Here is a 25148-nt window from a genome sequence, read left to right on the forward strand (position 1 = left end):
TCACTATGTCGGCAACAGTGGGCGGCACGACCGCACTCGGCGATAGCGCCGCACGGCAACTAGCCAATGCAACCAAGACCGTCCCCCAGCTGGAGACCATCAGCCCCCGCTGGCTGACCCACCTGCTGCAGTGGGTGCCGGTGGAGGCGGGCATCTACCGCCTCAACAAGGTCAAGAACCCTGAAGCCATCAAGGTGGCGTGCACCGCCAAGGAGTCGGAGAACCAGCTCCCACGCACCTTTGTGGACTACGAAGAAAACCCCCGCGAGTACCACCTGAATGCCGTGAGCACCGTGCTCGACGTGCACACCCGCGTGTCGGACCTGTACAGCAGCCCCCACGACCAGATCAAGGAACAGCTGCGCCTGACGATCGAAACGATCAAGGAAAACCAGGAAAGCGAACTCATCAACCACCCCGACTACGGCCTGCTGGCGCAGGTGACGGAAGAGCAGCGCATCTTCCCCCTCACCGGTGCCCCCACGCCGGACGACCTGGACGAGCTGCTGACCAAGGTCTGGAAAGAGCCCGCGTTTTTCCTGGCGCACCCGCTGGCCATTGCCGCTTTCGGGCGCGAAGCCACCCGCCGTGGCACACCACCACCCACCGTGAGCCTTTTCGGCTCGCAGTTCATCACCTGGCGCGGCATTCCGCTGATCCCTTCGGACAAGGTGCCCGTGGCCGATGGCAAGAGCAAGATCCTGCTGCTGCGCGTGGGCGACAAGCGCCAGGGTGTGGTGGGCCTGTTTCAGCCGGGCCTGCCGGGCGAGCAGGGCCCCGGCCTGTCGGTGCGTTTCATGGGCATCAACAACCACGCGATCGCGTCGTACCTGATCTCGCTGTATTGCTCGCTGGCGGTGCTGACCAGCGACGCACTGGCGGTGCTGGATGACGTCGAGGTCAACAAGTACCACGACTACCCTGACACCTACAAGTAATCTGCGGTGAGCAACATCCCTTCCACCTCAGCGGGCGTGCCCGACGCACCCGAGGCGCCGATCAGCCCGGCGCTGCTGGCACAGATGGCCACGGCGATTTTCTCGGCCCGGCCGGGCGAGACGCCGCAGCTGCCCTCCAGCACCCCCTCCACACGACCGGCCACTGTCCCGAGCTTTGCCCAGGCATCGCCCGCACCGGCCGGTGTGCAGGCACCGGTCAACATCGCGCCTGCGGGCTCGCCGCTGGCCAGCCCAGCGGGCTTTGGGCCCAGCGTGCCGGGCACGCCGTTTCCGCAAGGACAAGTGCCGGGCAGCAATCTGGTGCCCGCATCCCCTACGCCTATGTTGTCGCTAGCGCACAGGGCGCCCGCTCTGCTGCCCCACGCCACCGCCGCCAATGGCGTGCCCGACACCGTGGTCACTGCCGTGCCGGGCTATGAGCCCCGCTTTGGCAGTGGCGTGCTGGGTGTGCCCGAGGCGGCGGGTGCCAGCGGTGCATCTGCTGGCAGCCACCCTGTGGCCAGCGCACTACCGTTCTACTTCCTGTCGCCCAACCATGGACAGCCTTCGCCCGGTGGCCACAGCGGCACGCCAGGCAATGCGCTGGGCCCCACGCGTGTCAGCGACGAACTGGCCCGCCAGCCGTTTGCCAACCTGCAAGGGGTGGACCTGCGCGGCACATCAGCGACCTCGCCCGCACCTTTGGCACAGGCGTCTCATAGCACTGCACCGCAGTTCTACTTTGCCGATGCGGTGGTGTTGCCCAGCGGCTATGTCACCCCGGCCAAGCCCGCGCCGCACGCCACGGTGCCGCTGGCGGGGCAGGGGCAGCATCCGCCGTTCGACGTGCATGCCATCCGCCGCGACTTTCCCGTCCTCTCCGAGCGCGTGAATGGCCGGCAGCTGGTGTGGTTCGACAACGCGGCCACCACGCACAAGCCCCGGGCGGTCATCGACCGCATCAGCTACTTTTACGAGCACGAAAACTCCAACATCCACCGCGCCGCCCATGAGCTGGCTGCACGTGCCACGGACGCCTACGAAGGCGCCCGCCAGCGCGTGAAGCACTTCATCAACGCGCCGGATGTGAACGAGGTGATTTTTGTGCGCGGCACCACCGAGGCCATCAACCTCGTGGCCAAGAGCTGGGGCGCGCAACACATTGGCGAGGGCGACGAGATCATCGTCAGCCACCTGGAGCACCACGCCAACATCGTGCCCTGGCAGCAGCTTGCGGCGGCCAAGGGCGCCAGGCTGCGCGTGATCCCGGTGGACGACTCGGGCCAGGTGCTGCTGGATGAATACCAGAAGCTCTTGAACGACCGCACCAAGATCGTGTCCGTCACGCAAGTGTCGAACGCGCTCGGTACGGTGGTGCCCGTGAAGGAGATCGTGGCCCTGGCGCACCGCGCAGGGGCCAAGGCGCTGGTCGATGGCGCGCAGTCCATCTCGCACATGCGGGTGGACGTGCAGGACATCGGTGCCGACTTCTTCGTGTTCTCCGGCCACAAGGTGTTCGGGCCCACCGGCATCGGCGTGGTCTGGGGCAAGCGCGAGGTGCTGGAAGACATGCCACCCTGGCAGGGCGGCGGCAACATGATTGCCGACGTGACCTTCGAGAAGACGGTGTTCCAGCCTATCCCCAACAAGTTCGAGGCCGGCACCGGCAACATCGCCGACGCCGTGGGCCTGGGGGCCGCCATCGACTACGTGAACCGCGTGGGCATCGAGAACATTGCGCAGTACGAGCATGACCTGCTGGTGTATGGCATGCAGCAGCTGGGCGCCATTCCGGGTGTGCGCCTGGTCGGCACGGCGGCGCACAAGGCCAGCGTGATGTCCTTCGTTCTCGCGGGCTACACCACGGAAGAGGTCGGCAAGGCGCTCAACCAGGAGGGCATTGCGGTGCGCACGGGCCACCACTGCGCGCAGCCCATCCTGCGCCGCTTTGGCGTGGAGACCACAGTGCGACCGTCGCTGGCGTTCTACAACACGTTTGACGAAATCGACTGCCTCACGACCGTGGTGCGCAGGCTGGCGGCGCAACGGCGATAGCCAGCGCACACAGGCTGCACTGTCAGCCGGTTGGCGATCAAAAAAGGGGAAGTGGGTGTTGTGCCCACTTCCCCTTTTTTATGGGGCGGCAGTGTGTGGATCAGCCGCTATCAGGCCACCGCCAACTCAATGGCTGCTCCGTGGGTCTGATCCAGTCCCCATGCCAGGGCAGTCTGTGCTGCAGGCAAGCTGGCGCCCAGTACCACGGCAAACGGCCCGGGGCCACGCGTGGCAAGCTGCTGCGCTCCGGCGGCGTGCGGCGCAGCACTTTGGGTTGGCTGCGTCAGCACCAGCGTGGTGGTTCCCAGGGCTATGGTGGCCACCCGTGCGCCGGCGCCAGGCAACACCAACGGCGTGCCAATGTGTGCCGCCTGTGTCTCGTCCAGCAAGGCGCGGTAGTGGGCCAGGCTGGCATCAAGGTCTTCCACCGCAATCGACAGGCTGAGCACGCCGCGTGCGCCGTTGGGGTGCACGCGGGCGTCCCCCTCGGGCACGCGCAGCGCGCGGGGCGTGAGGTCTCCGCACAGAAACGGCAGATCGGCCGACGGCGGGCGGGCTGTTTGCCATTGCAGGCGCTCGCCATCGGGCCGCAGGCGGCCTCCGTCGTGCGGGCCGCTGTACGCCAGGCCCCGGGCCTGTGCGTTGCTCAGGGTGGCCGCAGTCCCAGGCGGCAGCAATGCAAAGTCCACGATGCCGTCTCCATGCTGGTTCAGCAGTTCCCACCAGCGGTCGCCGGGCGAAGGGGAACGCCAGGCGATGAGTTCAAAGTAGGCGCCATCGGCCAACACGACCAGCGCGTTATAGGTGGGCCGGCCCGGGTGCTCGCCACCCTGCAGCACGTTAAAGCCAAGGGCGCGGTAGTCGGTGATGGTCTGCTCCAGATCCTTCACCGCGATCACGATGTGGTCGAGTGTCAATGCCATGGGGTTCCTTGTTGCTTTCGTCGAGTTCAGGCCGCCACGGCCTCTGTGGTGGCGCGTAGGGGTGCGGAGGCAACGGAGTTCACCAGCTTCACTTCGGCGTGGATGTGCTGCGGGTTGCGCAGCAGGCTGAGGATGGGGCAGGTCTGCTCGACCGCCAGAAACAGCGCGTCAATGTCAGCCCGGCTGGCGGGTGAGTCGATATGCACCGTGTAGGCAATGTGGTGCGGCCAGATGGGCGTGGCCTCGTGCCCAGGCTTGCCGCCGCGCGGGTCGATCACGCCGCTGACCTCTACCTCCAGGCTCGTCAAAGGCACCTGGCGCAAGGCCGCCTGGATCAGGAAGATGTGTGTCACGCAACTGCCCAGCACACCGAGCTGCAACTCGGGCGAGCTGGGTCCCAGGTTGTAGCCCGCGAAGTCGGGCGGGCTGTCGCTGATGACCTGGTGGTCGCGGACGCGGATGCGGCGCACGCCGCTGCGGCCCTCGGCGCTCACGCGCGCCTGCAGGGCGGCCGGTTGTGCAGTGCCTGCGTCGATGGCGGCATTGCGCGCGAGCACGGCGGCACGCTTTTCAGCCAGGTAGTCGTTGAGGTGGCTATTCGAATGGGGCATGGATGTTCTTTCCAACGCCTTCCGCGCCCGGACATCGGGCGTGGGTAAAGCGGCGTCGCACATGCATTGTTCGGGGCCACACCCGCGCTGGAAACAAACAAAACTGCGCTCGCATATGCGGGTTTCAGATATGCCGGGCGGGGCTGTGTGCTGCGGCCTGCTTCGTCGTTTTCCGAATATGCATGCTACGTAATAGGTGCACGTTTGGATGGTGCGTCGATAGCATGCATACACATGAATCGGCCCACTTTGGGGCCGGTGTTTCATGGTCTGTCAATGCCGGTCCGGCGACGAGGTACGAACGTGTTTTCTCTGAAGAAATCAATGGGATGGAGGGTGTGGGGTGCGTCTGCGCTGGCGCTGGGCGTGCTGGTGGCGGGCTGCTCCAAGCAGGCCAGCGAGCCAGCCGCCTCCACCGGTGCCGCCACCGACCAACCCGTGCAGGGCGGCACGCTGGTGTATCTGGAGCAGCAGGCCCACACCAACCTGTACCCGCCTGCAGGGGGCTTCTATCCGAACGGCGGCATCCTCAACCAGATCACCGACAAGCTCACCTACCAAGACCCCAAGACGCTGGAGATCCAGCCCTGGATCGCCGAGTCGTGGGAGGTCAACCCTACTGCCACCGAGTACACCTTCAAGCTGAAGAAAGGCGTGACCTTCTCGGACGGCACCCCGCTGGATGCCGTCGCCGTGGCCAGAAACTACGACACCTACGGTCTGGGCAACAAGGAGCTCAAGCTGCCCGTGTCAGAAGTCCTCAACAACTACGAACGCAGTGAGGTGGTGGACCCGCTGACCGTCAAGTTCTACTTCAAGAAGCCATCGCCCGGCTTCCTGCAGGGCACGTCCGTCATCGGCTCGGGCCTGGTGTCGCTGGCCACGCTGGCACGGCCGTTTGAAGAGCTGGGCGATGCGACCAAGATCATCGGCTCCGGGCCCTTCGTGGTGGCGGCCGAGACGCTGGGCAAGGAGCTCACGCTCACCGCCCGCAAGGACTACACATGGGGCCCCGCCAAGCACGCCCACCAGGGCCGTGCGCGCCTCGACGAGATCAAGCTCATCGTCACGCCCGAGGACAGCGTGCGCATCGGTGCGCTTTTGTCTGGCCAAGCGGGCTTCATCCGCCAGGTGCAGGCCTATGACGAAAAGCGCGTGCTCGACCAGAAGTTCGCCATCTACGCGCCCTCCACGCGCGGCGTGAACAACAGCGTGGTCTTTCGCCCGGACAACGCGCTGGTGGCTGATGTGAAGGTGCGCCAGGCGCTGCTGCATGCCACCAACACGAAGGAGATCGTGCAGACCCTGTTCTCGGCCAACTACCCGCAGGCCACATCGGTCATCGCGTCCACGGCCCTGGGCTATGTGAACCTGTCGGCCAAGCTGGGTTACGACGAGGCCAAGGCCAAACAATTGCTGGATGACGCCGGCTGGAAACTCAATGCCAACGGCCTGCGCGAGAAGGACGGCAAGGAGCTGGTGCTGGCCGCGTACGAGTCGCTGCCGCAGCCGCAGAACAAGGAAACCCTGCAGCTCGTGGCCCAGCAGTGGGCCAAGGTGGGCGTCAAGCTCAATGTGCTGGCGGGCGACTCTGGCAGCCGCACCGTGGACAGCCTCGATCCCGAAAAGACCCCTATCGCCCCCGGCATGGTGGGCCGCGCCGACCCCGACGTGATCAAGAGCAACTACTACCCCACCAACCGCAACGTGCTGCTGCAAAAGGGTGGGGTGAGCAGCAAGGTCAAGTCGTTCGAAGACACGAAGCTCAACGGCTTGCTCGAAGCCATTGCCGCCGAGACCGATCCGGCCAAACGGCTCGCGTTCACGGCTGACGTGCAGAACTACCTGATCGACCAGGCCTATGTGATCCCGGTGTTCGAAGAGCCGCAGGCCTTTGCGGGTGCGCCTTCGGTGAAGGGTGTGGAGTTTGAGGCAGTGGGCCGCCCCAGCTTCTACGGCACCTGGGTCGCTGCAAAACACTGACCTTTTGACGCCGCCAGTTTCGCAGGCCCAGCGCCCTTTGCAGCACAAGGAATGATCGATATGTTCATCAAGTACCTCGCCAACCGCACCGGGCAGGCCCTGCTGGTGCTGTGGGCCGCCTTCACGGCGTCGTTCGTGCTGCTGCAACTGTTGCCGGGCGATGCGATCTTGATCAAGTTCCTGAACCCCGAGCTGGGCCTGGGCCCGCAGGAGATCGCCGACATCCGCGCGGCCTATGGGGCCGACACGTCGGTGTGGCAGCAGTACCAACACACGCTGCTGGGTTTCCTCAGTGGCAACTTCGGTTACTCGGTGCAGGCGGGCGTGCCGGTGAGCCAGGGGCTGGCCACCAACCTGCCGCCCACGCTGCGCCTGGCGGGGCTGGGTTTTGCGGCGGCGTTGTTGCTGGCGGTGTTGCTGGCCTTTGCGTCGCAGCTCACGCGCTGGGGGTGGCTGCGCTCGGCGCTGCAGTCGCTGCCTTCGCTGTTCATCTCGGTGCCGGTGTTCTGGCTGGGGATCATGCTGATCCAGGTGGTGTCGTTCCGCCTGGGGTGGATTCCGGTGATCAACCCCGGCAAGTGGCAGGGCCTGGTGCTGCCCACGCTCACGCTCGCCATTCCCATCGCCGCGCCGCTGGCGCAGATCCTGATCCGCAACATCGACGAGGTGCTCACCCAGCCTTTCGTGGCCGTGGCGCGCGCCAAGGGCGCCTCACGCCAGTGGGTGTTGTGGAAACACGTGGCGCGCAACGCGGTGCTGCCCACGCTGACGATTGCGGGCGTGCTGTTTGGCGAGCTGCTGGCTGGGGCCGTGGTGACCGAGGCAGTGTTCGGCCTCAACGGGCTGGGCAGCCTCACGCAGCAAGCGGTGGGCAACCAGGACACCGCCGTGCTGCAGGCCGTGGTGGTGGTCTCGGCCACGGCCTTTGTCTTCATCAACCTGGTGGTGGACCTGCTCTACCCCGTGTTCGACCCCCGCCTGCGTTCGCGCCTGGGCACCTGAGGAGATTCCGCATGACCACCACGTCTTCCACCGCCGACCTGGGCGCGTTCACGGGTACCGCACAGCCGACCCCGCACCGCTTTGAGCGTGCCGTGGCGGCGCCTGCCGCCGTCGTGGTGCCCACGGTGCCCATTCCTGCCGCCCCGCCGCCGCGAGCGCACAGCGGCACATGGGGCCGCCGCCTGGTGCAGCGCGCGCGCAGGGCACCCATCAGCCTGTGGCTGGCCTGGGGCGTTCTTGCGCTGGTGGCGCTGTGGGCCGTCGCGCCCGGTGCCTTCACCAGCTACAGCGCCACGGTGGGCGTGGCCGGCCAGCAACTGCAGGCGCCGTCGGCTGCGCACTGGCTGGGCACGGATGCGCTGGGGCGCGACGGCTATGCGCGGCTGGTGTTCGGTGCGGTGCATTCGCTGTCAGGTGCATTCCTGGCGGTGGCCGTGGGGCTGGTGCTGGGCACGCTGCTGGGCGTGCTGGCCGGGTCCATCGGCGGCTGGGTGGAGGACGTGATCATGCGCACCGTCGATGTGCTGCTGTCGGTGCCGTCGCTGCTGTTGTCGCTCTCCATCATCATCATCCTGGGCTTCGGCACGCTGAACGCGGCGGTGGCCGTGGGCGTGGCCTCGGTGGCCAGCTTTGCGCGGCTCACACGGTCCGAGGTGGTGCGCGTGCGCCGTTCCGACTATGTGGAGGCGGCCTTTGGCAGCGGCGGGCGCTTTGGCGCGGTGCTGTGGCGCCATGTGCTGCCCAACTCGTTGACCTCGGTGATCGCCATGGCGGCGCTGCAGTTCGGCTCGGCCATCCTGTCGATCTCGACGCTGGGGTTTTTGGGCTACGGCGCGCCGCCGCCCACGCCCGAGTGGGGCCTGCTCATCGCCGAGGGGCGCAACTACATCTCGACGGCCTGGTGGCTCACCACCGTGCCGGGGCTGGTGGTGGTGGCCGTGGTGCTGGCGGCCAACCGCATCAGCGCGGCGTTGACGAAGGGGCGCGCATGACCACTATCGCCCAGGCCGTGGCGCCGCCGCCGGTGCTGGAGGTGGAGAACCTCTCCATCACCTACCGCGACAAGGACCACGAGCAGCGTGTGGTGCACGGTGTGTCGTTCGCCATTGCACCCGGCGAGGTCGTGGCGCTGGTGGGCGAGTCCGGCTCGGGCAAGACCACCACCGCGCAGGCCCTCATCGGGCTGCTGGCCGACAACGGCCGGGTGGAGCATGGCGCGATTCGCCTGAACGGTACGGACGTCGCTGGCTGGTCGCCCGACCGCTTCGACAGCGTGCGCGGCCGCGTGGTGAGCCTCATCCCGCAGGACCCGACCAGCTCGCTCAACCCCGTGCGCACGGTGGGCGAGCAGGTGGGCGAGATTTTGAAGATCCACCGCTACGGCGACCGCCAGGCCATCGCGCGGCGCGTGGTTGACCTGCTCGCCAAGGTGGGCCTGTCTCAGCCCGAGCTGCGTGCGCGGCAGTACCCGCACGAGCTGTCGGGCGGCATGAAGCAGCGCGTGCTGATCGCCATTGCCATCGCGCTGCAGCCCGCGCTCATCATTGCCGACGAGCCCACCAGCGCGCTCGACGTGACGGTACAGCGGCGCATCCTCGACCTCATCGACGAACTGCGCAGCGAGTTCGGCACCGCCGTGTTGCTGGTCACGCACGACCTGGGCGTGGCGGCCGACCGGGCCAACCGGCTGGTGGTACTGCAGGGCGGGCGCATCCAGGAGCAGGGCGACACGGCCAGCTTGCTGCGCAACCCGCACAGCGCCTACACGCGCAAGCTGCTGGCCGATGCGCCTTCGCTTTCGCAGGGGACGTTTCGCCCGGCCCGTGGCGCCGCCGCCAACGATGCGCCCGAGCGGCCCGAGGACTTCGCCATCGAGGTGGACGGCCTGGTGCACGACTTCGACGTGGCCGGGCACAAGCAGCCTTTCCGCGCGGTGGACGGCGTGTCGTTCCGTGTGCGACGTGGCACCACGCATGCCATCGTGGGCGAGTCGGGTTCGGGCAAGACCACCACCATCCGCGACGTGTTGGGCTTTCGCCAGCCCACGGCGGGCCGTATCGTCATCGAAGGCACGGACCTCACCACCCTGCGCGGCGAGGCGCTGCGGCAGTTCCGCCGCACGGTGCAGCTGGTCTACCAGAACCCGTTCAGCTCGCTGGACCCGCGCCAGACCATCTTCCAGATCATCGAAGAGCCGCTGCTCAACTTCGAGCCGCTGCCCGCCGCCGAGCGCGCGCGCCGCGTGCACGACATCCTGGCCCGCGTCGGCCTGCCGCCCGCCGTGCTGGAGCGCCGCCCGCGCGCCCTGTCAGGCGGCCAACGCCAGCGCGTGGCCATTGCGCGCGCGCTGGTGCTGCAGCCCCGCGTGCTGGTGCTCGACGAGGCGGTGTCGGCCCTGGACGTGACGGTGCAGGCGCAGATCCTGGCGCTGCTGGAGACGCTGCAGCGCGACCTGGGCCTGACCTACCTCTTCATCTCGCACGACCTCGCCGTGGTGCGCCAGATCGCAGACACCGTCTCGGTACTGCAGGCCGGCCGCCAGGTGGACGCGGGCCGCGTGGAAGACGTGTTCCTGCGCCCCGGCAGCGACTACACGCGTGAACTCATTGCAGCCATCCCCGGAAAGAAGAACCATCACCATGACCCTATCGATACCCACACCACTCACCTCCGCCAAGCGCCTGGGGTTTTTCAGCAGGCTGCTTGACGATGTGCCAGCCAGTGAACGCTACCGGCTGGTGACCGAGCAGATCGCCCACGCCGAGGCCTTTGGCTTCGACTCCGCCTGGGTGGCCCAGCACCACTTCCACGAACACGAAGGCGGCCTGCCCTCACCGTTTGTCTTTCTGGCCCATGTGGCGGCGCGTACGCGGCGCATCCGCCTGGGCACTGGCATCGTGACCCTGCCCATGGAGAACGCCGTGCGTGTCGCCGAGGACGCGATCGTGCTGGACCTGCTCTCGGGTGGACGGCTGGAGGTGGGCGTGGGCACGGGCGGCACGCCCGAATCGTTCGCCGCCTTCGGCATCACCAGCGACGACCGCGCCAGCGTCTATGCCAGGCACCTCGCGCTGGTGCGCGAAGCCTGGGCCGGGCGGCCCTTGGCGGGCGGTGACCGGCTGTACCCCGCCGCCGAACATTTGCTGGCACGCATCTGGCAGGCCACGTTTTCGGTGTCGGGTGGTGTGCGTGCGGGGCAGGCGGGCGACGGGCTGATGCTGTCGCGCACCCAGCCGCGCTCGGTAGAGGCGCCTGCGGCCTCGCTGTCAGACCTGCAGCACCCGATCATTGATGCGTACCTGGCAGCGCTGCCGCCCGGCATCACCCCACGCATCGTGGGCTCGCGCAGCCTGTTCGTCGCCGATGACCGCGAGGAGGCATTGCACCTGGCGGATGTCGGCCTGCGCCGCGCCGCCGCGCGCTTTGCCGCCGCTGTGTTGCCAGGACAAGCGCCGCGCCCTGGGCCACAAGCCCCGCTGGCCGAGCTGATTGCCGCCTACGACGTGCACGTGGGCACACCGGACGATGTGATCGCCTCGCTGCAGGCCGACACAGCGCTGGCGCGCACCACGGACATCGTGTTCCAGGTGCATTCGGTGGATCCGCCGCACGAGCACATCCTGCGCTCCATCGAATTGACCGCGACCCAGGTGGCTCCGGCATTGGGCTGGGTGCGCAAGCCTGTATCTGTGCCCTCCACCCTGGCCCCATCGCCTGCTGAACGTACTCCGGAACCCGCATGACAAACACCCCTGCTCTCCAAGGCACAGTCCCTGACGTGATCGACCTGCTGGTCGGCATCCGGCCGGGCGATGCCCTCGACACTGTGCGCCGCCATCGCTTGCAGGCGCGCACCCATGCCCATACAAGCTACCTGGCGCTGTTTGCGCCCACAGCGCCGGTGCCCGGCAGCGTGACGCTGGCAGAGCGGCATGCGGTGGCCGCGTTTGTGGCGGGCCTGCACCAGCAGCCCGAGGCTGCGGGCTTTTATGCCGCCGCCCTGGTGGCCCACGATGCACCGCCCGGGCTGGCACCGGCCATTGCGGCGGAGATCGCGCAAGGCGCGGCGCGTGGCCCGTATGGCCGCTATCCCGCAGGGCCGTTGAGTGCAGAAGATGCCGAGGGGCCGGTGTACCGCGTGGCGCCCACCGCGCGTGCGGTGCTGGGCGCCCGGCTGTCTGCCGCGCTGGAGCACGCGCACCTGCTGGTGTTTCGCCCGCGCGATGCCAGCCCACAAGCGCTGCAAGAGCTGCTGAACGCGGGCTGGTCGGCCACCGACATCGTGATCCTGTCGCAGCTGGTGGCGTTCTTGTCGTTCCAGATCCGTGTGGTGGTCGGCCTGCGGGCACTGGCGGCACACCCTGCGTTGCCCCAAACCACCGAGGTCCAGCCATGAGCGACACCCCACTGACTCACCCCGACAACCACGAGCCTACAGCTTTCACGCAGGCCCAGCTTGAATGGCTGCCCTGGCTGCCGCCGCTGCCCGAGGACGAACTGACCGATCGCCACTATGCAGGCCTGGTGGACGCCGCGCGCGCCAAGTCGCCCTACTTTCGCCTGTTGGCGCGCGACCCGGACACTCTGGGCGCCCGCACGCGCACCGACAAGGACATCTTCTACAACCCCGATGCAGGCCTGCCGCGCGCAGAGCGCGAGCTGTCGGCCACGGCCACGTCGCGTTTCAATGGCTGCATCTATTGCGCGTCGGTGCACGCCCGGTTTGCGTCGCACTTTTCGCACCGCGAGGGCGATGTGCAGCGCCTGCTCGATGAAGGGGTGTCTGCCGACCTGGGCCCCCGCTGGAACGCCATCGTGGCCGCGTCCGCAGCACTGTCGGCCACACCGTCGGACTTTGGCCCGGAGCATATCGACGGCTTGCGTGCCCTGGGGCTGGATGACTACGCCATTGCCGATGCGCTGCAAGGCGCCGCCTTCTTCAACTGGGCCAACCGGTTGATGCTGTCGCTGGGGGAGCCGCAGCTACAGGTCGGTGGGTAGGCAGAGAGGCCACCGCACGGCACGGGTGCGCGACAGGGGCCTGGTTCAGTCCAAAAAACCCTTGGGCACCTTGTCCGCCTTTTTTTCCACCGGGTTGGCCGTGAGCCACTGCGCCGCGTACTGGCGCATGAACTCCTTGGCCTTTTCCGGCCGGGCCGTGAGCCACGCGTCGTACGCGCCTTCGTTCAGGATGGCGGGCATGCTTTTTTCGCTGCCGGGCTGGCCGTAGCGGTGCAGCAGCGCGTGGTTGTTGGCGTTCACCGTGAGCAGGCAGTAGCTGATGATCGCCTCGCCGTCAGCGCCCTGCCAGCGCGCCCACAGGCCTGCCACGCCCATGGGCTTGCCGTCCACGCGCGCCACGCGGGTGGGCACGGCCTTGCCGCTGCGCAGGTCGTCTTCATAAAACGCAGCCATGGGCACGATGCAGCGCTGGCCGTTCAGCCATGCGTCGCGAAACGCCGTGCCGGTGGAGGCGGTGTCGGACTTGGCGTTGACCAGCTTGGGTGCGCGCAGTTTCGCATCGGACGCCGACTTGACCCAGTGCGGCACCAGGCCCCATTGCGCAGGCACCAGTACCCGGTGGGGGGCGGCGTTGCTGGGGGTGTCTGATGCAGTTGTTGATGGAGCGGTCTCCTCGGCCGGGCTGGTGGGCCCTTGTGCCAGGGCGGCGGCCGTCGCGGCATGCACGATAAAGAAACCTGGCTTGCGGGGCCACAGGTGGCGTTCACCCTGCGCCGCAGGGGGCTCGACCGCAAACGCCTCGCGGTAGGTGTCGGCGTGTTGCAGGGTTTCGTAGTGGGTACTCATGGGGCCATGGTACCCGTGTGCAGGGTGGCGCTCAGCGAGATTTCAAGCAAAAGGGGCTGGTAGCGCTAGTGCAATATGCCTTGATAGCTATCAATAGAATAGCGCTGCGTTTGCCCCCCTGAGGGCGCTCCGGGCAGGCCGTGATGTGCGTCAAGCCCGTTGTCGCTTGCGTTGTGACGTGTGCTGGCGCTGTTTTCACAATGCCCACATGGACTTCGCACCTTCCCCCCTGGCTCTGCAACTGCGTGATCGCCTGCTGGCGTTCATCGACCGTTATCTGCTGCCCTACAACGCCGCCTGGCATGCGGCCGTGGCCGCGCGCGACTACCCGCCGCCGTTCCTGGAAGACCTGAAGGCCCTGGCCCGTGAAGAAGGGCTGTGGAACCTTTTCTTGCCCACGCTGCGCGAGGACGAGCCGGGCACCCGCCTGTCCAACCTCGACTACGCACCACTGGCCGAGGCCATGGGCCGCCTGCCCTGGGCGGCCGAGGTGTTCAACTGCCAGGCGCCGGACACCGGCAACATCGAGCTGCTGCACCGCTTTGCCACACCCGCGCAGCGCGCCCGCTGGCTGGTGCCGTTGCTGCACGGCCAGATGCGTTCGGCCTTTGCGATGAGCGAGCCCGACGTGGCTTCGTCCGACCCCACGAACCTGCAGACCACGGTGCGACGCGAGGGGGATGGCCTGGTGCTCAGCGGCCGCAAGTGGTTCATCACCGGCGCGGCGCATCCGCACTGCCAACTGCTCATCGTGCTGTGCCGCAATGCGGATGCCGATGGTGCAGACAGCCACCGCCGCCACAGCATGGTGCTGGTGCCCGTGGGCACGCCGGGTGTGCAGATCGTGCGCAACATCCCCGTGCTGCACCACCATGCGCCCGAGGGGCATTGCGAGATCCTGCTGCAGGGCGTGCGTGTGCCTGCGGACCACCTGCTGGGCGACTGGGGGGCGGGGTTTGCGATGGCGCAGGCGCGCCTGGGCCCCGGCCGTGTGCACCACTGCATGCGCACCATCGGCCAGTGCGAGCTGGCGCTGCGCCTGGCCACCGAGCGCGCGCTGGAGCGCACGGCGTTTGGCAAGCCGCTGGCCGATCAGGCCAACGTGCAGGAGTGGCTGGCCGAGTCGCGCATCGAGATCGACCAGGCGCGCCTGCTGGTGCTGCACGCTGCGTGGCTGCTGGACCAGGGCGAATCAGCCGATGCGGCGGACGCGCGCGCCGTGCGTGCCCAGGTCGCTGCCATCAAGGTGGTGGCCGCGCGCCTGCAGCAGCGCGTGGTGGACCGCGCCATGCAGATCTTTGGCGCCATGGGCCTGTCGCCCGACACGCCGCTGGCCGCCTTCTGGACCTGGGGCCGCGCGCTGCGGCTGATGGATGGGCCCGACGAGGTGCACCTGCGCACCGTGGCGCGCCATGAGCTGGCGCAGGCGCGTGGGGCCCTGGGGGCGTCGGCGGCCTACTTCACCACCCCCGAGCAGCTGCGCGCGCCGCCGCACCTGAGTGCTTGAGCGGTTCGGCGTCTTTCTGAGAGTGCGTGCCGTCGATCGTGGCCCCTGAAGTGCTCCGTCTCCACTTGGCAGCCGGGGCGTGCTTGCCGATACTGTGGTCCCAGCCGCTGGCACTGAGGCCCCCACACCATGCACACCACCATCCCCCGCGCTTTCGTGTTTGCCGTTTCCTTCGCTGCGCTCTGCACTGCCCACGCCCAGCCCCAGAAGCTGCGGCCCGGCCTGTGGGAGAACAGCGTGACCATGAAAAGCCAGAGCGGCCAGCTGGAGGCCGCAATGGCGCAGATGCAGAAGTCCATGGCCAGCCTGACGCCCGCGCAGCGCAAGCAGATGGAACAGGCCATGGCCCAGCAGGGCGTGAGCATGGGCCCCAGCGGCAACACCGTGAAGGTCTGCATCAGCCCCGAGCAGGCCGACCTGGACCGCATTCCGGCGCAGGAGGGCTGCACACAGAACGTGCAACGCACGGGCCCCAACGCGGTGGCGATGACGTTCAGCTGCAAGGGCACCCAGGGGCAGCCGCCCACCACGGGCGAAGGAACGATGACCTTCCAGGGCCCCACAGCCTACACGGGCAATTTCAAGGTCAAGACCACGTCGAACGGCAAACCCGAGCAGATCGACATGGTGCAAAACGGCAAGTGGCTCGCCGCTGACTGCGGCACGATCAAGCCCGTGCGTTAGACCCTGCCGCCACGGTACGGTGGGCGGCAGGCGCCACCACCACGCGGTTGCGGCCCAGGGCCTTGGCGTGGTACAGCGCCTGGTCCGCGCGTTCCAGCGTGTGCTCCACGGTGTCTCCGGGCAGGTGCTGCGCCAGGCCGATGGACACCGTGAGGTGCAGTGAGCCTGCGCTGTGGGCAATCTCCAGCGCCTGCACGGCCTGGCGGATACGTTCGAGCAACTCGCGTGCATGGTCTGCCGAGGTGTCGGTGAGCATCAGCACAAACTCCTCGCCACCCCAGCGGGCCAGCACATCGGTGTCGCGCACGCTGGCGCGCACGGTGCCCGCAAAGGCCTGCAGCGCGCGGTCGCCGGTGGCGTGGCCGTGCTGGTCGTTGATGGGTTTGAAGTGGTCGATGTCCAGCTGCGCCAGCAGCATCGGGCGGCCGCTGCGCAAGCTGCGGCGGTGCTCCAGCGCCATCAGGTCGAGCATGGCGCGGCGGTTGATGAGGCCTGTCAGCTCGTCGCGGGTGGCCAGTTCGCGGTTGACTTCGAGCGCCTGGGCCAGCGCCTCGCGCTGCTGCTGCAGCTTGGCACGGATGCGCTGGATGCGCAGGTTCAGCGCAATGCAGCCGCTGAGCACGATGAGCACCATCAGCGCATAGGCGGTGTCGAGGTAGCCCGAGGCGTTGGCATTGAAGCGCGAACTGACGCCGATGGCGCTGGCAAAGGCCAGCAGTGCATACACGCCAATGCCGATCACCTCGGCCACCGTGAGGCCGAAGGTGCCAAAGAACAGGATCATTGCCAGCACGCTGGGCACCAGCCCGCGCGCATCGCCTGCCAGCACATAGGCAACGGCGCCGCTGGTGATGGTCCAGACCATTTGCGGGATGGTGAGCGAGGGGTCGCGCAGGCGGGCGGTTTCGCCGGAGCGGATGAAGGCCGTCATGACCACCAGGCCGCCCACCGACAGGGCGGCCCACCATTGCACGGCGGTCTGGTCCACGGTGGTGCTGGAATGTGCCACCAGCAGCATCACGCCGGCGCTGCCTGCCATCAGCGTGAGCGCCAGCAAGGCCATGCCCACCAGCGTACGCCGCCGAGGGTCGGTGGAGAGGATCACATCCTTGAGGCGCTGCCAGCGGGCGGGTGGGCGCAAGGTGGGGGGCTCCGGCCAGGAGAGAGGGCCGCGCGGCGCGCGGGCGGGGTGGCCCGAAACCCGTGTGATGCTGGGTTACCGGCTGGTCGGAGATTTTACGGTGAGGTAGTGCCGTGCGTATAGCCCCCCCAGGGCTTGTCCGGGCCTTGACCGGGCGTGGGGCGCGCGTGGCGAGCCCGGCCTGCGCGCGGGGTGTCGCGCTACAGCGTGAGCGCGGCCAAGGCGGCCAGCGGGGCCGTCTCGGCACGCAGCACACGCGGGCCCAGCGTGACTGGGGCGAAGCCGTGTTGCAGCGCCAGGTCCTCTTCCGCAGCGCTCAGCCCGCCCTCGGGGCCCGAGAGGAACAGCACGGGGCGCTGGCCATCCGCGCTGCCCCTGGCCTCGCGCAGCGGCACGGTACCGGCCCGCAGCGACAGCAGCAGGCGCTGGGGAGTGTCCCGTGTCTCGGGAGATGTCAGGCCCTGCCCTGGTGAACGCAGCCAGCCCGCCAGGTCGATGGCGGCGTGCACCACCGGCACGCGGTTGCGACCGCACTGCTCGCAGGCGGCCACGGCCACGGCCTGCCAGTGGGCGATCTTCTTGTCGGCGCGCTCGCCCTTGAGCTTGAGCACGCTGCGCTCGGCCACCAGCGGGGTGATGCTGGCCACGCCCAGTTCGGTGGCTTTCTCGACCAGCCAGTCCATGCGCTCGTTGGCGGTGATACCCGCCAGCAGGTGCACGGCGCGGGGCGCCTCGCGCTCGATGGCGTGGTGCGCCCCCACCAGCACGCGCACATCGCTGCGGCCCATCTTGACCACGGTGGCATCGAACTCGCCGCCCGGGTCGGCCGCGCTCTGGCCGCCGTGGAACAGCGTGATGCCGTCACCAGGCTGCAGGCGCAGCACCTGCACATGGCGTGCAGCGCCCGGGGGCAGGTCCAGCTCGGCGCCGGTGGCCAGGGGGGGCGGGCAATGGAAACGGGGCATTTGCTATCTTTGTAATAGCTGCTAGCGCATGATTTGTCTGCGCTTGAGCCGGTTTTTACTTGATCTATGGGGGTGTGCCGTGCGTGCAGGCGGCCAGGGCTACATCCGGCCGTACGCAAAGCCCACCACGGGCTCGGTGCCTTCGATCTGGTCCAGCATCTTGAGCAGCGGCCCCAGCTGGCGGTAGCGGTTGGCGGTGGCGCGGATGTAGGCGATGAAGCGGGGCGCATCGGCCAGGTACTTGGGCTTGCCGTCGCGCAAGGTCAGGCGCGCAAAAATGCCCGCGACCTTGAGGTGCCGTTGCAGGCCCATCCACTCCACCGCGCGGTAGAACTCGCCAAAGTCATCGCCCCAGCCGCTGGCGCTGGTGGCGCCCAGCAGTCCGGCCTTGCGCGCCTTTTCCCAGTAACGCACGGTAATGTCGATGACGAATTCTTCTTCCCAGCTGATGAACGCATCGCGCAGCAGGCTGGCAATGTCGTAGGTAATGGGGCCGTAGACAGCGTCCTGGAAGTCCAGCACGCCCAAGGGGGCGCCCTGTTCGGCAGGTGCCATCAGGTTGCGGGTCATGAAGTCGCGGTGCACATACACCTGCGGGGCGGCCAGGTTGTGCGCCACGATGGCGTCAAAGGCGCTGCTCAAGGTGGCCCGTTGCTTGTCATCCAGCGTGACGCTGCGGTGCTGGGCCAAGTACCAGTCGGGGAACAGCGCCAGCTCGCGGCGCAGCAACGGCTCGTCGTAGGCGGGCAGCACGCCGGGGGTGGACGCCTTTTGCCACTGCAGCAGCACATCGGTGGCCTGCTGGTACCAGGCGTAGGCGTCCTGGGGTTTTTCGGGGTTCAGCCGCTCGATCACCGTCTGGTGGCCCAGGTCTGACAGCAGCATGAAGCCGGTGGGCGCATCAAACGCCAGGATCTGCGGCACGTTCAGCCCGGCGGCGGCCATCAGGCCCTGCACCTGCACAAACGGCTGGCTGTTTTCCTTGTCGGGCGGTGCGTCCATGACGATGCGGCTGGCGCCCGTGGCTGTGTCGATGCGCAGGTAGCGGCGGAAGCTGGCATCGGCCGAGGCGGGGCGCAGCGTGGCAGGCAGCAACTGGTGGGGGCCGACGAGTGGCGCCAACCAGGCTTCGAAGGCCGCGCGGCGGGCTGCATCAGGCCAGCTGACAGGGGTGGAGGCGGCGGGCGTAGCAGGTGCGGCCACGGTGGCGCCCAGGGGCTGGCCGGCGGGCGATGGGGGGATGGGGTGGCTCATGGATAATCCGATTTTACAAACCGGTCGTGGCTGGCGCCGTGCGCGCTGGCCAGGACCGGTCCCTTTGTCCGCTACCGCCCCTCAACACCCCACGTGCCACGCTGCCAGCCCCTCACCGTGCAGAACCTCACCTCCCTTCGCGCCCGGCCCGCCATGGCGAAGTCTGCACGGCTGCGGCCCCCCGTGCCCCGCGTGCTGGCCCTGGGCGTTGCGCTGGCCTGGTGTGGCCTGCCGCTGGCGGCTCTGGCCCAGGACGGAGCCGCGCCCAGCGCCTGGGATGCGCCGCCGGTGCTGCGCACGTCACCCCTGCTGCAGGAAAAGATTCCCGACGCCGTGCGTTCGCAATTGCCCGTCTTTGTGAAGGGCGACCACATCAGCGGCCAGACCGACCTGAACGCACTGATTGAAGGCAACGCCGAGCTGCGCCGGGGCGACACGGTCATCCGCGCCGACCGGCTCGACTACAACGTGCCCGAGGACCTGGCCAAGGCCAACGGCAAGGTGCGCATCAACCGCGCAGGCAATGTCTACGAAGGGACGGCGCTGGAGCTGCGGGTGGAGGCCTTCGAGGGCTTCTTCAGCGACGCGCGCTACCGCTTCCTGGCCACGCAGGCGCATGGAGATGCGACGCGGGTGGATTTTGTGGACCGCTACCGCGCCGTGGTGCACAACGGCACCTACACCACCTGCGAGCGTGGCAACGAGGAGAGCTGGCAGCCCGACTGGGTGCTGCGCGCCGCCACCATCCGCATTGACAACGAGGAAGAGGTGGGCACGGCCGAAGATGCGGTGCTGGAGTTCAAGGGCATCTCGGTGCTGCCCATTCCGTACATCAGCTTCCCGCTGTCGGAAAAGCGCAAGTCCGGCCTGCTGCCGCCCACCGTCGGGCTCGATAGCCGGGATGGCGTGACTTACATGCAGCCGTACTACTGGAACATCGCGCCCAACCGCGATGCCACCTTGCGCGCCGCGCTCATGACCAAACGAGGCGCCAACGTGGGCGGCGAGTTCCGCTACCTGGAGCCAACCTACAAAGGCCAGATCAGTGCCGACGTGATGCCCACCGACCGTCTGCGCGACCGTGTGCGCTGGAGCTTTAGCGGCAAACACGAAGGCGCGTTCGACACCGGCATCGGCGGGCTGGGGCTGAACCTCAACCTCAACCGCGTGAGTGATGACAACTACTGGCGCGACTTCAGCCGTGCTACGGATCAACTGCGCCAGCGCCTGCTGCCCAACGATGCGATCCTGTCCTGGGGCCGCAACGACATGTCGGCCACCGTGCGCACGCTCAAGTGGCAGACGCTGCAAGACGTGAGCTCGCCCATCGTGCCTCCGTATGACCGCATGCCGCAGGTGCAATGGCGCTACAACCCCTCGCAGCTGGGCGGTGGATTCGATGCCAGCGTGGAGCTGGACACCACGCGCTTTGAAGCGGCCCGTGCGCTCACGGGCCAGCCCAATGCCGATCGCAGTTACGCCATGGCGCAGATCAGTCGCCCCTTCCTGTCGCCGGGCGGCTTCATCACCCCGCGCCTGCAGCTGCACGCCACGCAGTACCAGTTTGACTCGGCCCTGTCCAACGGCCAGCGCTCGGCCAGCCGCACGCTGCCTACCTTCAGCCTGGACAGCGGCCTGGTGTTCGAGCGCGACACCGCCTACTTTGGTCGCGCCTTCCTGCAGACACTGGAGCCCCGGGCGTTCTACACCTACACGCCCTACCGCGACCAGAGCATGCTGCCGGTGTATGACACAGCGGCCAATGACTTCAACTTCGCCACCATCTACACAGAGAACGCGTTTGGCGGCAACGACCGGCTGGCCGACAACAACCTGCTGACCCTGGGCGTGACCACACGCCTGCTGGACCCCGACACTGGTGCCCAGGCAGCGCGCTTCGGCATTGCCCAGCGGGTGCGTTTCTCGGACCAGAAGGTCACCCTGCCAGGGGGTACGCCGGTGAGCGAGCGCCTGTCGGACCTGCTGCTGGGCGCGGGCATCAACTGGACACCGCAGTGGGGCTTTGACTCCACCGTGCAGTACAACCCCAAGACCGGACAGTCCATCCGTTCGACCATCGGCGCGCGCTACAGCCCCAGCAACTACCGCACGGTGAGCGCGGCCTACCGCCTGCAACGTGGCACCAGCGAGCAGATCGACATCGGCTGGCAGTGGCCGCTGAACGACCTGTGGGGCGACAAGGGCAAAGACCTGGGCCCCGGTCGCGGCCAGGGCGGCGGGCGCTGGTACAGCGTGGGCCGCCTGAACTACAGCATGAAGGACCGCAAACTCGTGGACACCGTGGTGGGCTTCGAGTACGACAGCTGCTGCTGGATTGGCCGCGTGGTGCTGGAGCGCCTGCAAAGCAGCGTGACCAGCTCCAACACGCGCCTGCTGTTCCAGATCGAATTCGTGGGCTTCTCCCGCCTGAGCCTGGGCTCCAGCCCGCTCGACTCCTTCAAGCAAAATGTGCCGCGTTACCAGAACCTGCGCGAGCAGGTCTCCACGCCCAGCCGCTTCAGCAACTACGACTAGACCATGAACCACCGTGTATTCGCACTGGCCTTGACGGCCGCGTTGGCATCCCTCGTGGCGCAAGGCGCTGCGGCCCAGGGCCTACGCCCCTCGGGGACCTCGTCCTCGGGCAAGACAGGGTTGTCTTCCTCGCCGTCTTCGCTGAAGGCGCGCCCTGCTGCCGTGCCCTCCATCACGCTGCCCGCGCCCTCCACCAGCACGGCCCCGCGCTCGGCCGATTTCATTGTGGCGGTGGTCAACTCCGAGCCCGTGACCAACTACGAGGTGCGCTCGCGCCTGGCACGTGCCGAGGCGCAGATCGCCAAGCAGGGCGGTGCCATGCCACCGCGCGATGCGCTGGCGCGCGAAGTCCTCGAACGCATCATCCTGGAGAAGGTGCAGCTGCAGCAGGCCCGCGAATCGGGCATCAAGGTCGATGACTACGCCGTGTCGCAGGCCGAGCAGGGCGTGGCCCGCCAGAACGACATGACGGTGGACGAGCTGTATGCGCGCCTGGCCCGCGATGGAATGAGCAAGGACCGTTTTCGCGAAGAGCTGCGCAACCAGTTGCTGCAGCAGCGCCTGCGCGAGCGCGAAGTCGAAGCGCGGGTGAAGGTGAGCGATCTGGACGTGGACCAGTTCCTGCGTGAAGAGCAAAAGGGCACGGATGTCGCCGCCATGGAGATCAATCTGGGCCATGTGCTGGTGCTGGTGCCTGAAAACGCCACCCCCACGCAGGTGGCCGAGCGGCAGGCACGGGCACAGCGAGCGGCCGACAAGGTGCGCGCAGGCGAAGACTTTGCAGCGGTGGCCCGCGAGTTCTCCGATGCGCCCGAAGGCCAGCGGGCTGGTGGATTGCTGGGCTTGCGGCCTGCGGATCGTTATCCAGAATTGTTTGTGAACTCCACCCTTGGCCTGCCGGTGGGCTCCATCGTGGGCCCGGTGCGCTCACCAGCGGGTTTTCACGTGCTCAAGGTGGTGGAACGTGTGACGGCGGGTATGCCGACCACCGTAGTGCAAAACCATGCGCGCCACATCTTGCTGCGCACTGGCCCCCAGTTGTCCGAAGCCGCCGCCGCCGCGCGCCTGGCCGACTACCGCCGCCGCGTGCTGGCGGGGCAGGCCGACTTTGCAGCCCTGGCGCGCGACCATTCGCAGGACGGCAGTTCCAAGGAGGGCGGCGACCTCGGCTGGGCCAACCCAGGCCGGTATGTCCCCGAGTTCGAGCAAGCGCTGGACGCCCTCAAGCCCGGTGACATCAGCGAACCCCTGGTTTCGCGTTTTGGCGTGCACCTGATCCAGCTGCTCGAACGCCGCGAGGCCAAGCTCACCCAGCGCGAGCAGCGCGAAATGGCCCGCAGCACGGTGCGCGAGAAGAAGCTCGACGAGGCTTATGCCACCTGGGCGCAGGAGTTGCGCGGGCGCGCGTATGTCGAGTACCGCGAGCCACCCCAGTGAGTGCAGCGCACACGAGCTCCAAGCACTCTCAGACACGACAACAGGTAAGGCCGCGTTGAAACACATTCCCCGCAAGCGCTTCGGACAGCATTTCCTGTCCGACCAGGGCATCATCGACGGCATCGTGCAGGCCATTGCGCCGCTGCCCGGCCAACCCATGGTCGAGATTGGACCCGGTCTGGCCGCGTTGACGCAGCCCCTGGTGGAACGCCTGGGGCGCCTCACGGTCATCGAACTGGACCGCGACTTGGCGCTGCGCCTGCGCCTGCATGGCCAGCTCGACGTGATTGAGTCGGACGTGCTCAAGGTGGACTTCACCGCACTGGCGCAGACCCTGCGTGACAAGGCAGGACAGCCCGGTTTGCGGTTGCGCGTGGTGGGCAACCTGCCCTACAACATCTCCACACCCATCCTGTTCCATCTGCTGGACCATGTGCAGGTCATCGAAGACCAGCACTTCATGCTGCAAAAGGAAGTGATCGACCGCATGGTGGCCAGCCCCGCCACGGGCGACTACGGTCGCCTGTCGGTAATGCTGCAATGGCGCTACGCCATGGAAAACGTGCTGTTCGTGCCGCCCGAGAGCTTTGACCCGCCCCCGCGCGTGGACAGCGCCGTCGTGCGCATGGTGCCGTATGCCGAGCCGGCACCGTTGTCAGTGCCGCTGCTGGAGGAGCTGGTCCAGGTTGCTTTCAGCCAGCGCCGCAAGCTGCTGCGCCACACACTGGGCCGCTGGCTCGAAGCACGCCAGTTTGCTGGTGAATTCGACACCCAGCGCCGCGCCGAGGAAGTGCCCGTGGCCGAATACGTGGCACTAGCACAGAAATGCTCTTGAATTGATAGCTGGCGGCGCTTGCTGAGTAGGCGCTGGCGGTCTATGGGGGCAAAAAATGGGGTGCAGTGCACCCGTATCATCCGCATCAATGGCAGGAACAGAGGCCTGCCTCGGGTGTGGCAGGGCGCTTGATTCAACTCTGCCCTCGACGATGGGCGAGATACCATGCCAGAGACACCGCGCAAGGGCCGCCCCGCCGCGCTGGTGTCGTCCCCCTTCCCGGCGAAGCCGAGAGAAGGGGGAAGCGGCGTAGCCGCTCAGGGGGATGTACCGAGTTATGCGGCGCTGAGCCAATACCCGGCATTGAAAGGGCTGCTCATGCGCAGCGCCATGGGCGACACGTCCACAAGCTTGTCGGTGGGCATCTTTTCAGCGGGTTCGCCGTTGATCTCGATGCCTTCCACGGCCTGGGTGTCGCTAGCCTCGTTCGCCCGTTCTGCTTGGCTGGTGGATGCAGAACGGGCTACAGAAAAGAGTAGAAACACCGGAAGGGGATCTTGCGATCACCCCAGTAGTCGGCTGCATCACGGAAGATGTCGAGCAGCTGCTCGCGCGCTTCCTTGTCGAACTTGCCCGTGGCAGGAATCTGCTCCAGCACCACGATGAAACCAGGCTGCGGGCCTGATTTGTGCAAGGGGTCTGTCATGCAGTCGTACAACGCATCGAAGTTCTTGCCGAAGTGCGACGGGAACGTGAATTGGGCGGCAATCAGATCCAGCACATCCTGCTTGGACTGCGCGTGGGCCAGATTGGCGTACAAGAAATGGTGACCCATGGAGGTGGCTGCATCTTGCAGGTCCTGCACGCGGAAGGCGCGAATGGACTGCACGATGTTGGTGCGCACGCCACGCAGTGGCGTTTCCAGGTCTTTACGAAGTGGCGTCTGCATCTCCGCTACTCTTTCTTTATAAAGTCCACAAACTTCTGGCATCTCACAGGCTGCAGGATGCGGCCTGTGAATGGGGAATTCAATGGGGCGCGGCGTACGCTTTCAGGGATGGGCTGGCTGGCGTACGACGCATTGGGGTTACTCGACGATCTCGCGAAAACTGGCGTAGTGGTCGCTGGTGTAGTAGCAGGCATCCGGCATCCGGGGCTTGCCGCCACACACTATGCGCCGGGCTCCCCGGTCGCGCGATCCTGGTGTTCTGACGGTGTATTCACGGTAGTAGCCCCGCTTTTGGGCGGGCAACAGCCGCTCGCGATTGCCAAAAACCGATCCGTCCTTGTCGTACGGAAAGGGCCCGCCCTCACGGATCAGCGCATACGTTGTCCGCCCTTGGGGCGGCAACTCGGCCAGTGCGATGGGGGTGATGGACCCGTCGGTGGACGGGGATTTCCGGGCATGTCCCGCGACCGGAGACAGCACGAAAGCAACACCCAAAACACACAATAACCCTGCCTTGCGCGCCCGGGTGGCTACAGCCTTCAGCATCAACGAACCTTTCAGAAACTACGGGTTAACCCGAA

23 protein-coding genes are annotated in these 25148 nt (G+C 67.2%); 14 read left to right on the plus strand and 9 right to left on the minus strand.

From position 1 onward, the window contains the following. Positions 1-5 precede the first annotated feature (5 nt). Together ASD75_RS01925 and ASD75_RS01930 are read left to right on the plus strand one after the other, a co-directional pair. Positions 6-938 (plus strand): family 2A encapsulin nanocompartment shell protein, encoded by a 933-nt coding sequence (locus ASD75_RS01925; RefSeq protein ID WP_056742658.1) that lies wholly within the window; start codon positions 6-8, stop codon positions 936-938. Between the two features lie 6 nt (positions 939-944). Further along, positions 945-2993 (plus strand): family 2A encapsulin nanocompartment cargo protein cysteine desulfurase, encoded by a 2049-nt coding sequence (locus ASD75_RS01930; protein ID WP_200947548.1) that lies wholly within the window; start codon positions 945-947, stop codon positions 2991-2993. 110 nt (positions 2994-3103) lie between these two features. Here the strand turns inward: ASD75_RS01930 and ASD75_RS01935 are convergent, their stop codons facing one another. Together ASD75_RS01935 and ASD75_RS01940 are read right to left on the minus strand one after the other, a co-directional pair. Continuing rightward, on the minus strand, positions 3104-3916 hold the full coding sequence (locus ASD75_RS01935) for a VOC family protein (RefSeq protein ID WP_056742664.1): 813 nt from the start codon (positions 3914-3916) through the stop codon (positions 3104-3106). Positions 3917-3942: 26 nt separating this feature from the next. Then, positions 3943-4527 (minus strand): OsmC family protein, encoded by a 585-nt coding sequence (locus ASD75_RS01940; RefSeq protein ID WP_056742666.1) that lies wholly within the window; start codon positions 4525-4527, stop codon positions 3943-3945. 324 nt (positions 4528-4851) lie between these two features. Here ASD75_RS01940 and ASD75_RS01945 point away from each other — a divergent pair, with 324 nt between their 5' ends. The 7 genes from ASD75_RS01945 to ASD75_RS01975 are packed head-to-tail and all read left to right on the plus strand — an operon-like array spanning position 4852 to position 12513. After that, positions 4852-6510: a TIGR04028 family ABC transporter substrate-binding protein gene (locus ASD75_RS01945; protein WP_056742668.1), complete on the plus strand. Its 1659-nt coding sequence runs from the start codon at positions 4852-4854 to the stop codon at positions 6508-6510. Positions 6511-6570: 60 nt separating this feature from the next. Then, a complete protein-coding gene (locus ASD75_RS01950; RefSeq protein WP_056742669.1) occupies positions 6571-7512 on the plus strand; it encodes an ABC transporter permease in 942 nt (313 codons plus the stop codon). 11 nt (positions 7513-7523) lie between these two features. Next, positions 7524-8504 (plus strand): ABC transporter permease, encoded by a 981-nt coding sequence (locus ASD75_RS01955; RefSeq protein ID WP_156400925.1) that lies wholly within the window; start codon positions 7524-7526, stop codon positions 8502-8504. Then, positions 8501-10219 carry an ABC transporter ATP-binding protein gene (locus ASD75_RS01960; RefSeq protein WP_056742671.1) on the plus strand — a complete coding sequence of 573 codons (1719 nt, stop codon included), beginning with the start codon at positions 8501-8503 and terminating at the stop codon, positions 10217-10219. Before ASD75_RS01955 ends, ASD75_RS01960 begins: the two co-directional genes overlap by 4 nt. After that, the gene (locus ASD75_RS01965; RefSeq protein ID WP_056742673.1) at positions 10152-11255 is read left to right on the plus strand and encodes a putative FMN-dependent luciferase-like monooxygenase; all 1104 of its coding nucleotides are present in this window, start codon (positions 10152-10154) and stop codon (positions 11253-11255) included. The genes ASD75_RS01960 and ASD75_RS01965 overlap by 68 nt, the downstream gene beginning before the upstream one ends. Further along, entirely contained in the window at positions 11252-11908 is a 657-nt protein-coding gene (locus ASD75_RS01970) for a CMD domain protein (protein ID WP_056742676.1), read from the plus strand. Before ASD75_RS01965 ends, ASD75_RS01970 begins: the two co-directional genes overlap by 4 nt. After that, entirely contained in the window at positions 11905-12513 is a 609-nt protein-coding gene (locus ASD75_RS01975; RefSeq protein ID WP_156400926.1) for an alkylhydroperoxidase domain protein, read from the plus strand. The genes ASD75_RS01970 and ASD75_RS01975 overlap by 4 nt, the downstream gene beginning before the upstream one ends. Positions 12514-12558: 45 nt before the next feature. Here the strand turns inward: ASD75_RS01975 and ASD75_RS01980 are convergent, their stop codons facing one another. Further along, positions 12559-13320 carry an SOS response-associated peptidase gene (locus tag ASD75_RS01980; protein WP_056742678.1) on the minus strand — a complete coding sequence of 254 codons (762 nt, stop codon included), beginning with the start codon at positions 13318-13320 and terminating at the stop codon, positions 12559-12561. Between the two features lie 208 nt (positions 13321-13528). On the opposite strand from ASD75_RS01980, the gene ASD75_RS01985 reads away from it, so the two are divergent. Together ASD75_RS01985 and ASD75_RS01990 are read left to right on the plus strand one after the other, a co-directional pair. Beyond that, positions 13529-14827 (plus strand): acyl-CoA dehydrogenase family protein, encoded by a 1299-nt coding sequence (locus ASD75_RS01985; protein WP_056742680.1) that lies wholly within the window; start codon positions 13529-13531, stop codon positions 14825-14827. 129 nt (positions 14828-14956) lie between these two features. After that, positions 14957-15511: a DUF3617 domain-containing protein gene (locus ASD75_RS01990; protein ID WP_056056742.1), complete on the plus strand. Its 555-nt coding sequence runs from the start codon at positions 14957-14959 to the stop codon at positions 15509-15511. Here the strand turns inward: ASD75_RS01990 and ASD75_RS01995 are convergent. The 3 genes from ASD75_RS01995 to ASD75_RS02005 all read right to left on the minus strand — a co-directional run bounded on the left by ASD75_RS01995 (position 15495) and on the right by ASD75_RS02005 (position 18871). Next, the gene (locus ASD75_RS01995; protein WP_056056740.1) at positions 15495-16652 is read right to left on the minus strand and encodes a diguanylate cyclase; all 1158 of its coding nucleotides are present in this window, start codon (positions 16650-16652) and stop codon (positions 15495-15497) included. The two genes, ASD75_RS01990 and ASD75_RS01995, sit on opposite strands and share 17 nt — an antisense overlap. A gap of 200 nt (positions 16653-16852) precedes the next feature. Continuing rightward, positions 16853-17617, minus strand: a complete 765-nt coding sequence (locus ASD75_RS02000; protein WP_056056738.1) for a 16S rRNA (uracil(1498)-N(3))-methyltransferase — start codon at positions 17615-17617, stop codon at positions 16853-16855. A gap of 99 nt (positions 17618-17716) precedes the next feature. Next, entirely contained in the window at positions 17717-18871 is a 1155-nt protein-coding gene (locus ASD75_RS02005; RefSeq protein ID WP_082522273.1) for an aminoglycoside phosphotransferase family protein, read from the minus strand. 153 nt (positions 18872-19024) lie between these two features. On the opposite strand from ASD75_RS02005, the gene ASD75_RS02010 reads away from it, so the two are divergent. From ASD75_RS02010 to rsmA, 3 genes are read left to right on the plus strand one after another with little or no spacing between them, the layout of a single operon-like run. Then, a complete protein-coding gene (locus tag ASD75_RS02010; RefSeq protein WP_056742682.1) occupies positions 19025-21406 on the plus strand; it encodes an LPS-assembly protein LptD in 2382 nt (793 codons plus the stop codon). 3 nt (positions 21407-21409) lie between these two features. Beyond that, positions 21410-22843, plus strand: a complete 1434-nt coding sequence (locus ASD75_RS02015; RefSeq protein ID WP_056742684.1) for a peptidylprolyl isomerase — start codon at positions 21410-21412, stop codon at positions 22841-22843. Between the two features lie 55 nt (positions 22844-22898). Continuing rightward, positions 22899-23678 carry a 16S rRNA (adenine(1518)-N(6)/adenine(1519)-N(6))-dimethyltransferase RsmA gene (gene rsmA, locus ASD75_RS02020; protein ID WP_056742686.1) on the plus strand — a complete coding sequence of 260 codons (780 nt, stop codon included), beginning with the start codon at positions 22899-22901 and terminating at the stop codon, positions 23676-23678. Positions 23679-23953: 275 nt separating this feature from the next. Here the strand turns inward: rsmA and ASD75_RS23580 are convergent, their stop codons facing one another. The 3 genes from ASD75_RS23580 to ASD75_RS02030 form a co-directional block, all read right to left on the minus strand. Next, on the minus strand, positions 23954-24163 hold the full coding sequence (locus tag ASD75_RS23580; protein WP_156400927.1) for a hypothetical protein: 210 nt from the start codon (positions 24161-24163) through the stop codon (positions 23954-23956). Then, a complete protein-coding gene (locus ASD75_RS02025; RefSeq protein ID WP_015016366.1) occupies positions 24142-24567 on the minus strand; it encodes a barstar family protein in 426 nt (141 codons plus the stop codon). The genes ASD75_RS23580 and ASD75_RS02025 overlap by 22 nt, the downstream gene beginning before the upstream one ends. Before the next feature lie 138 nt (positions 24568-24705). Then, positions 24706-25113: a ribonuclease domain-containing protein gene (locus ASD75_RS02030; RefSeq protein WP_056056729.1), complete on the minus strand. Its 408-nt coding sequence runs from the start codon at positions 25111-25113 to the stop codon at positions 24706-24708. Between the last annotated feature and the right edge of the window lie 35 nt (positions 25114-25148).

This window comes from Acidovorax sp. Root568 (assembly GCF_001427445.1).
Taxonomy (GTDB): domain Bacteria; phylum Pseudomonadota; class Gammaproteobacteria; order Burkholderiales; family Burkholderiaceae_C; genus Acidovorax; species Acidovorax delafieldii.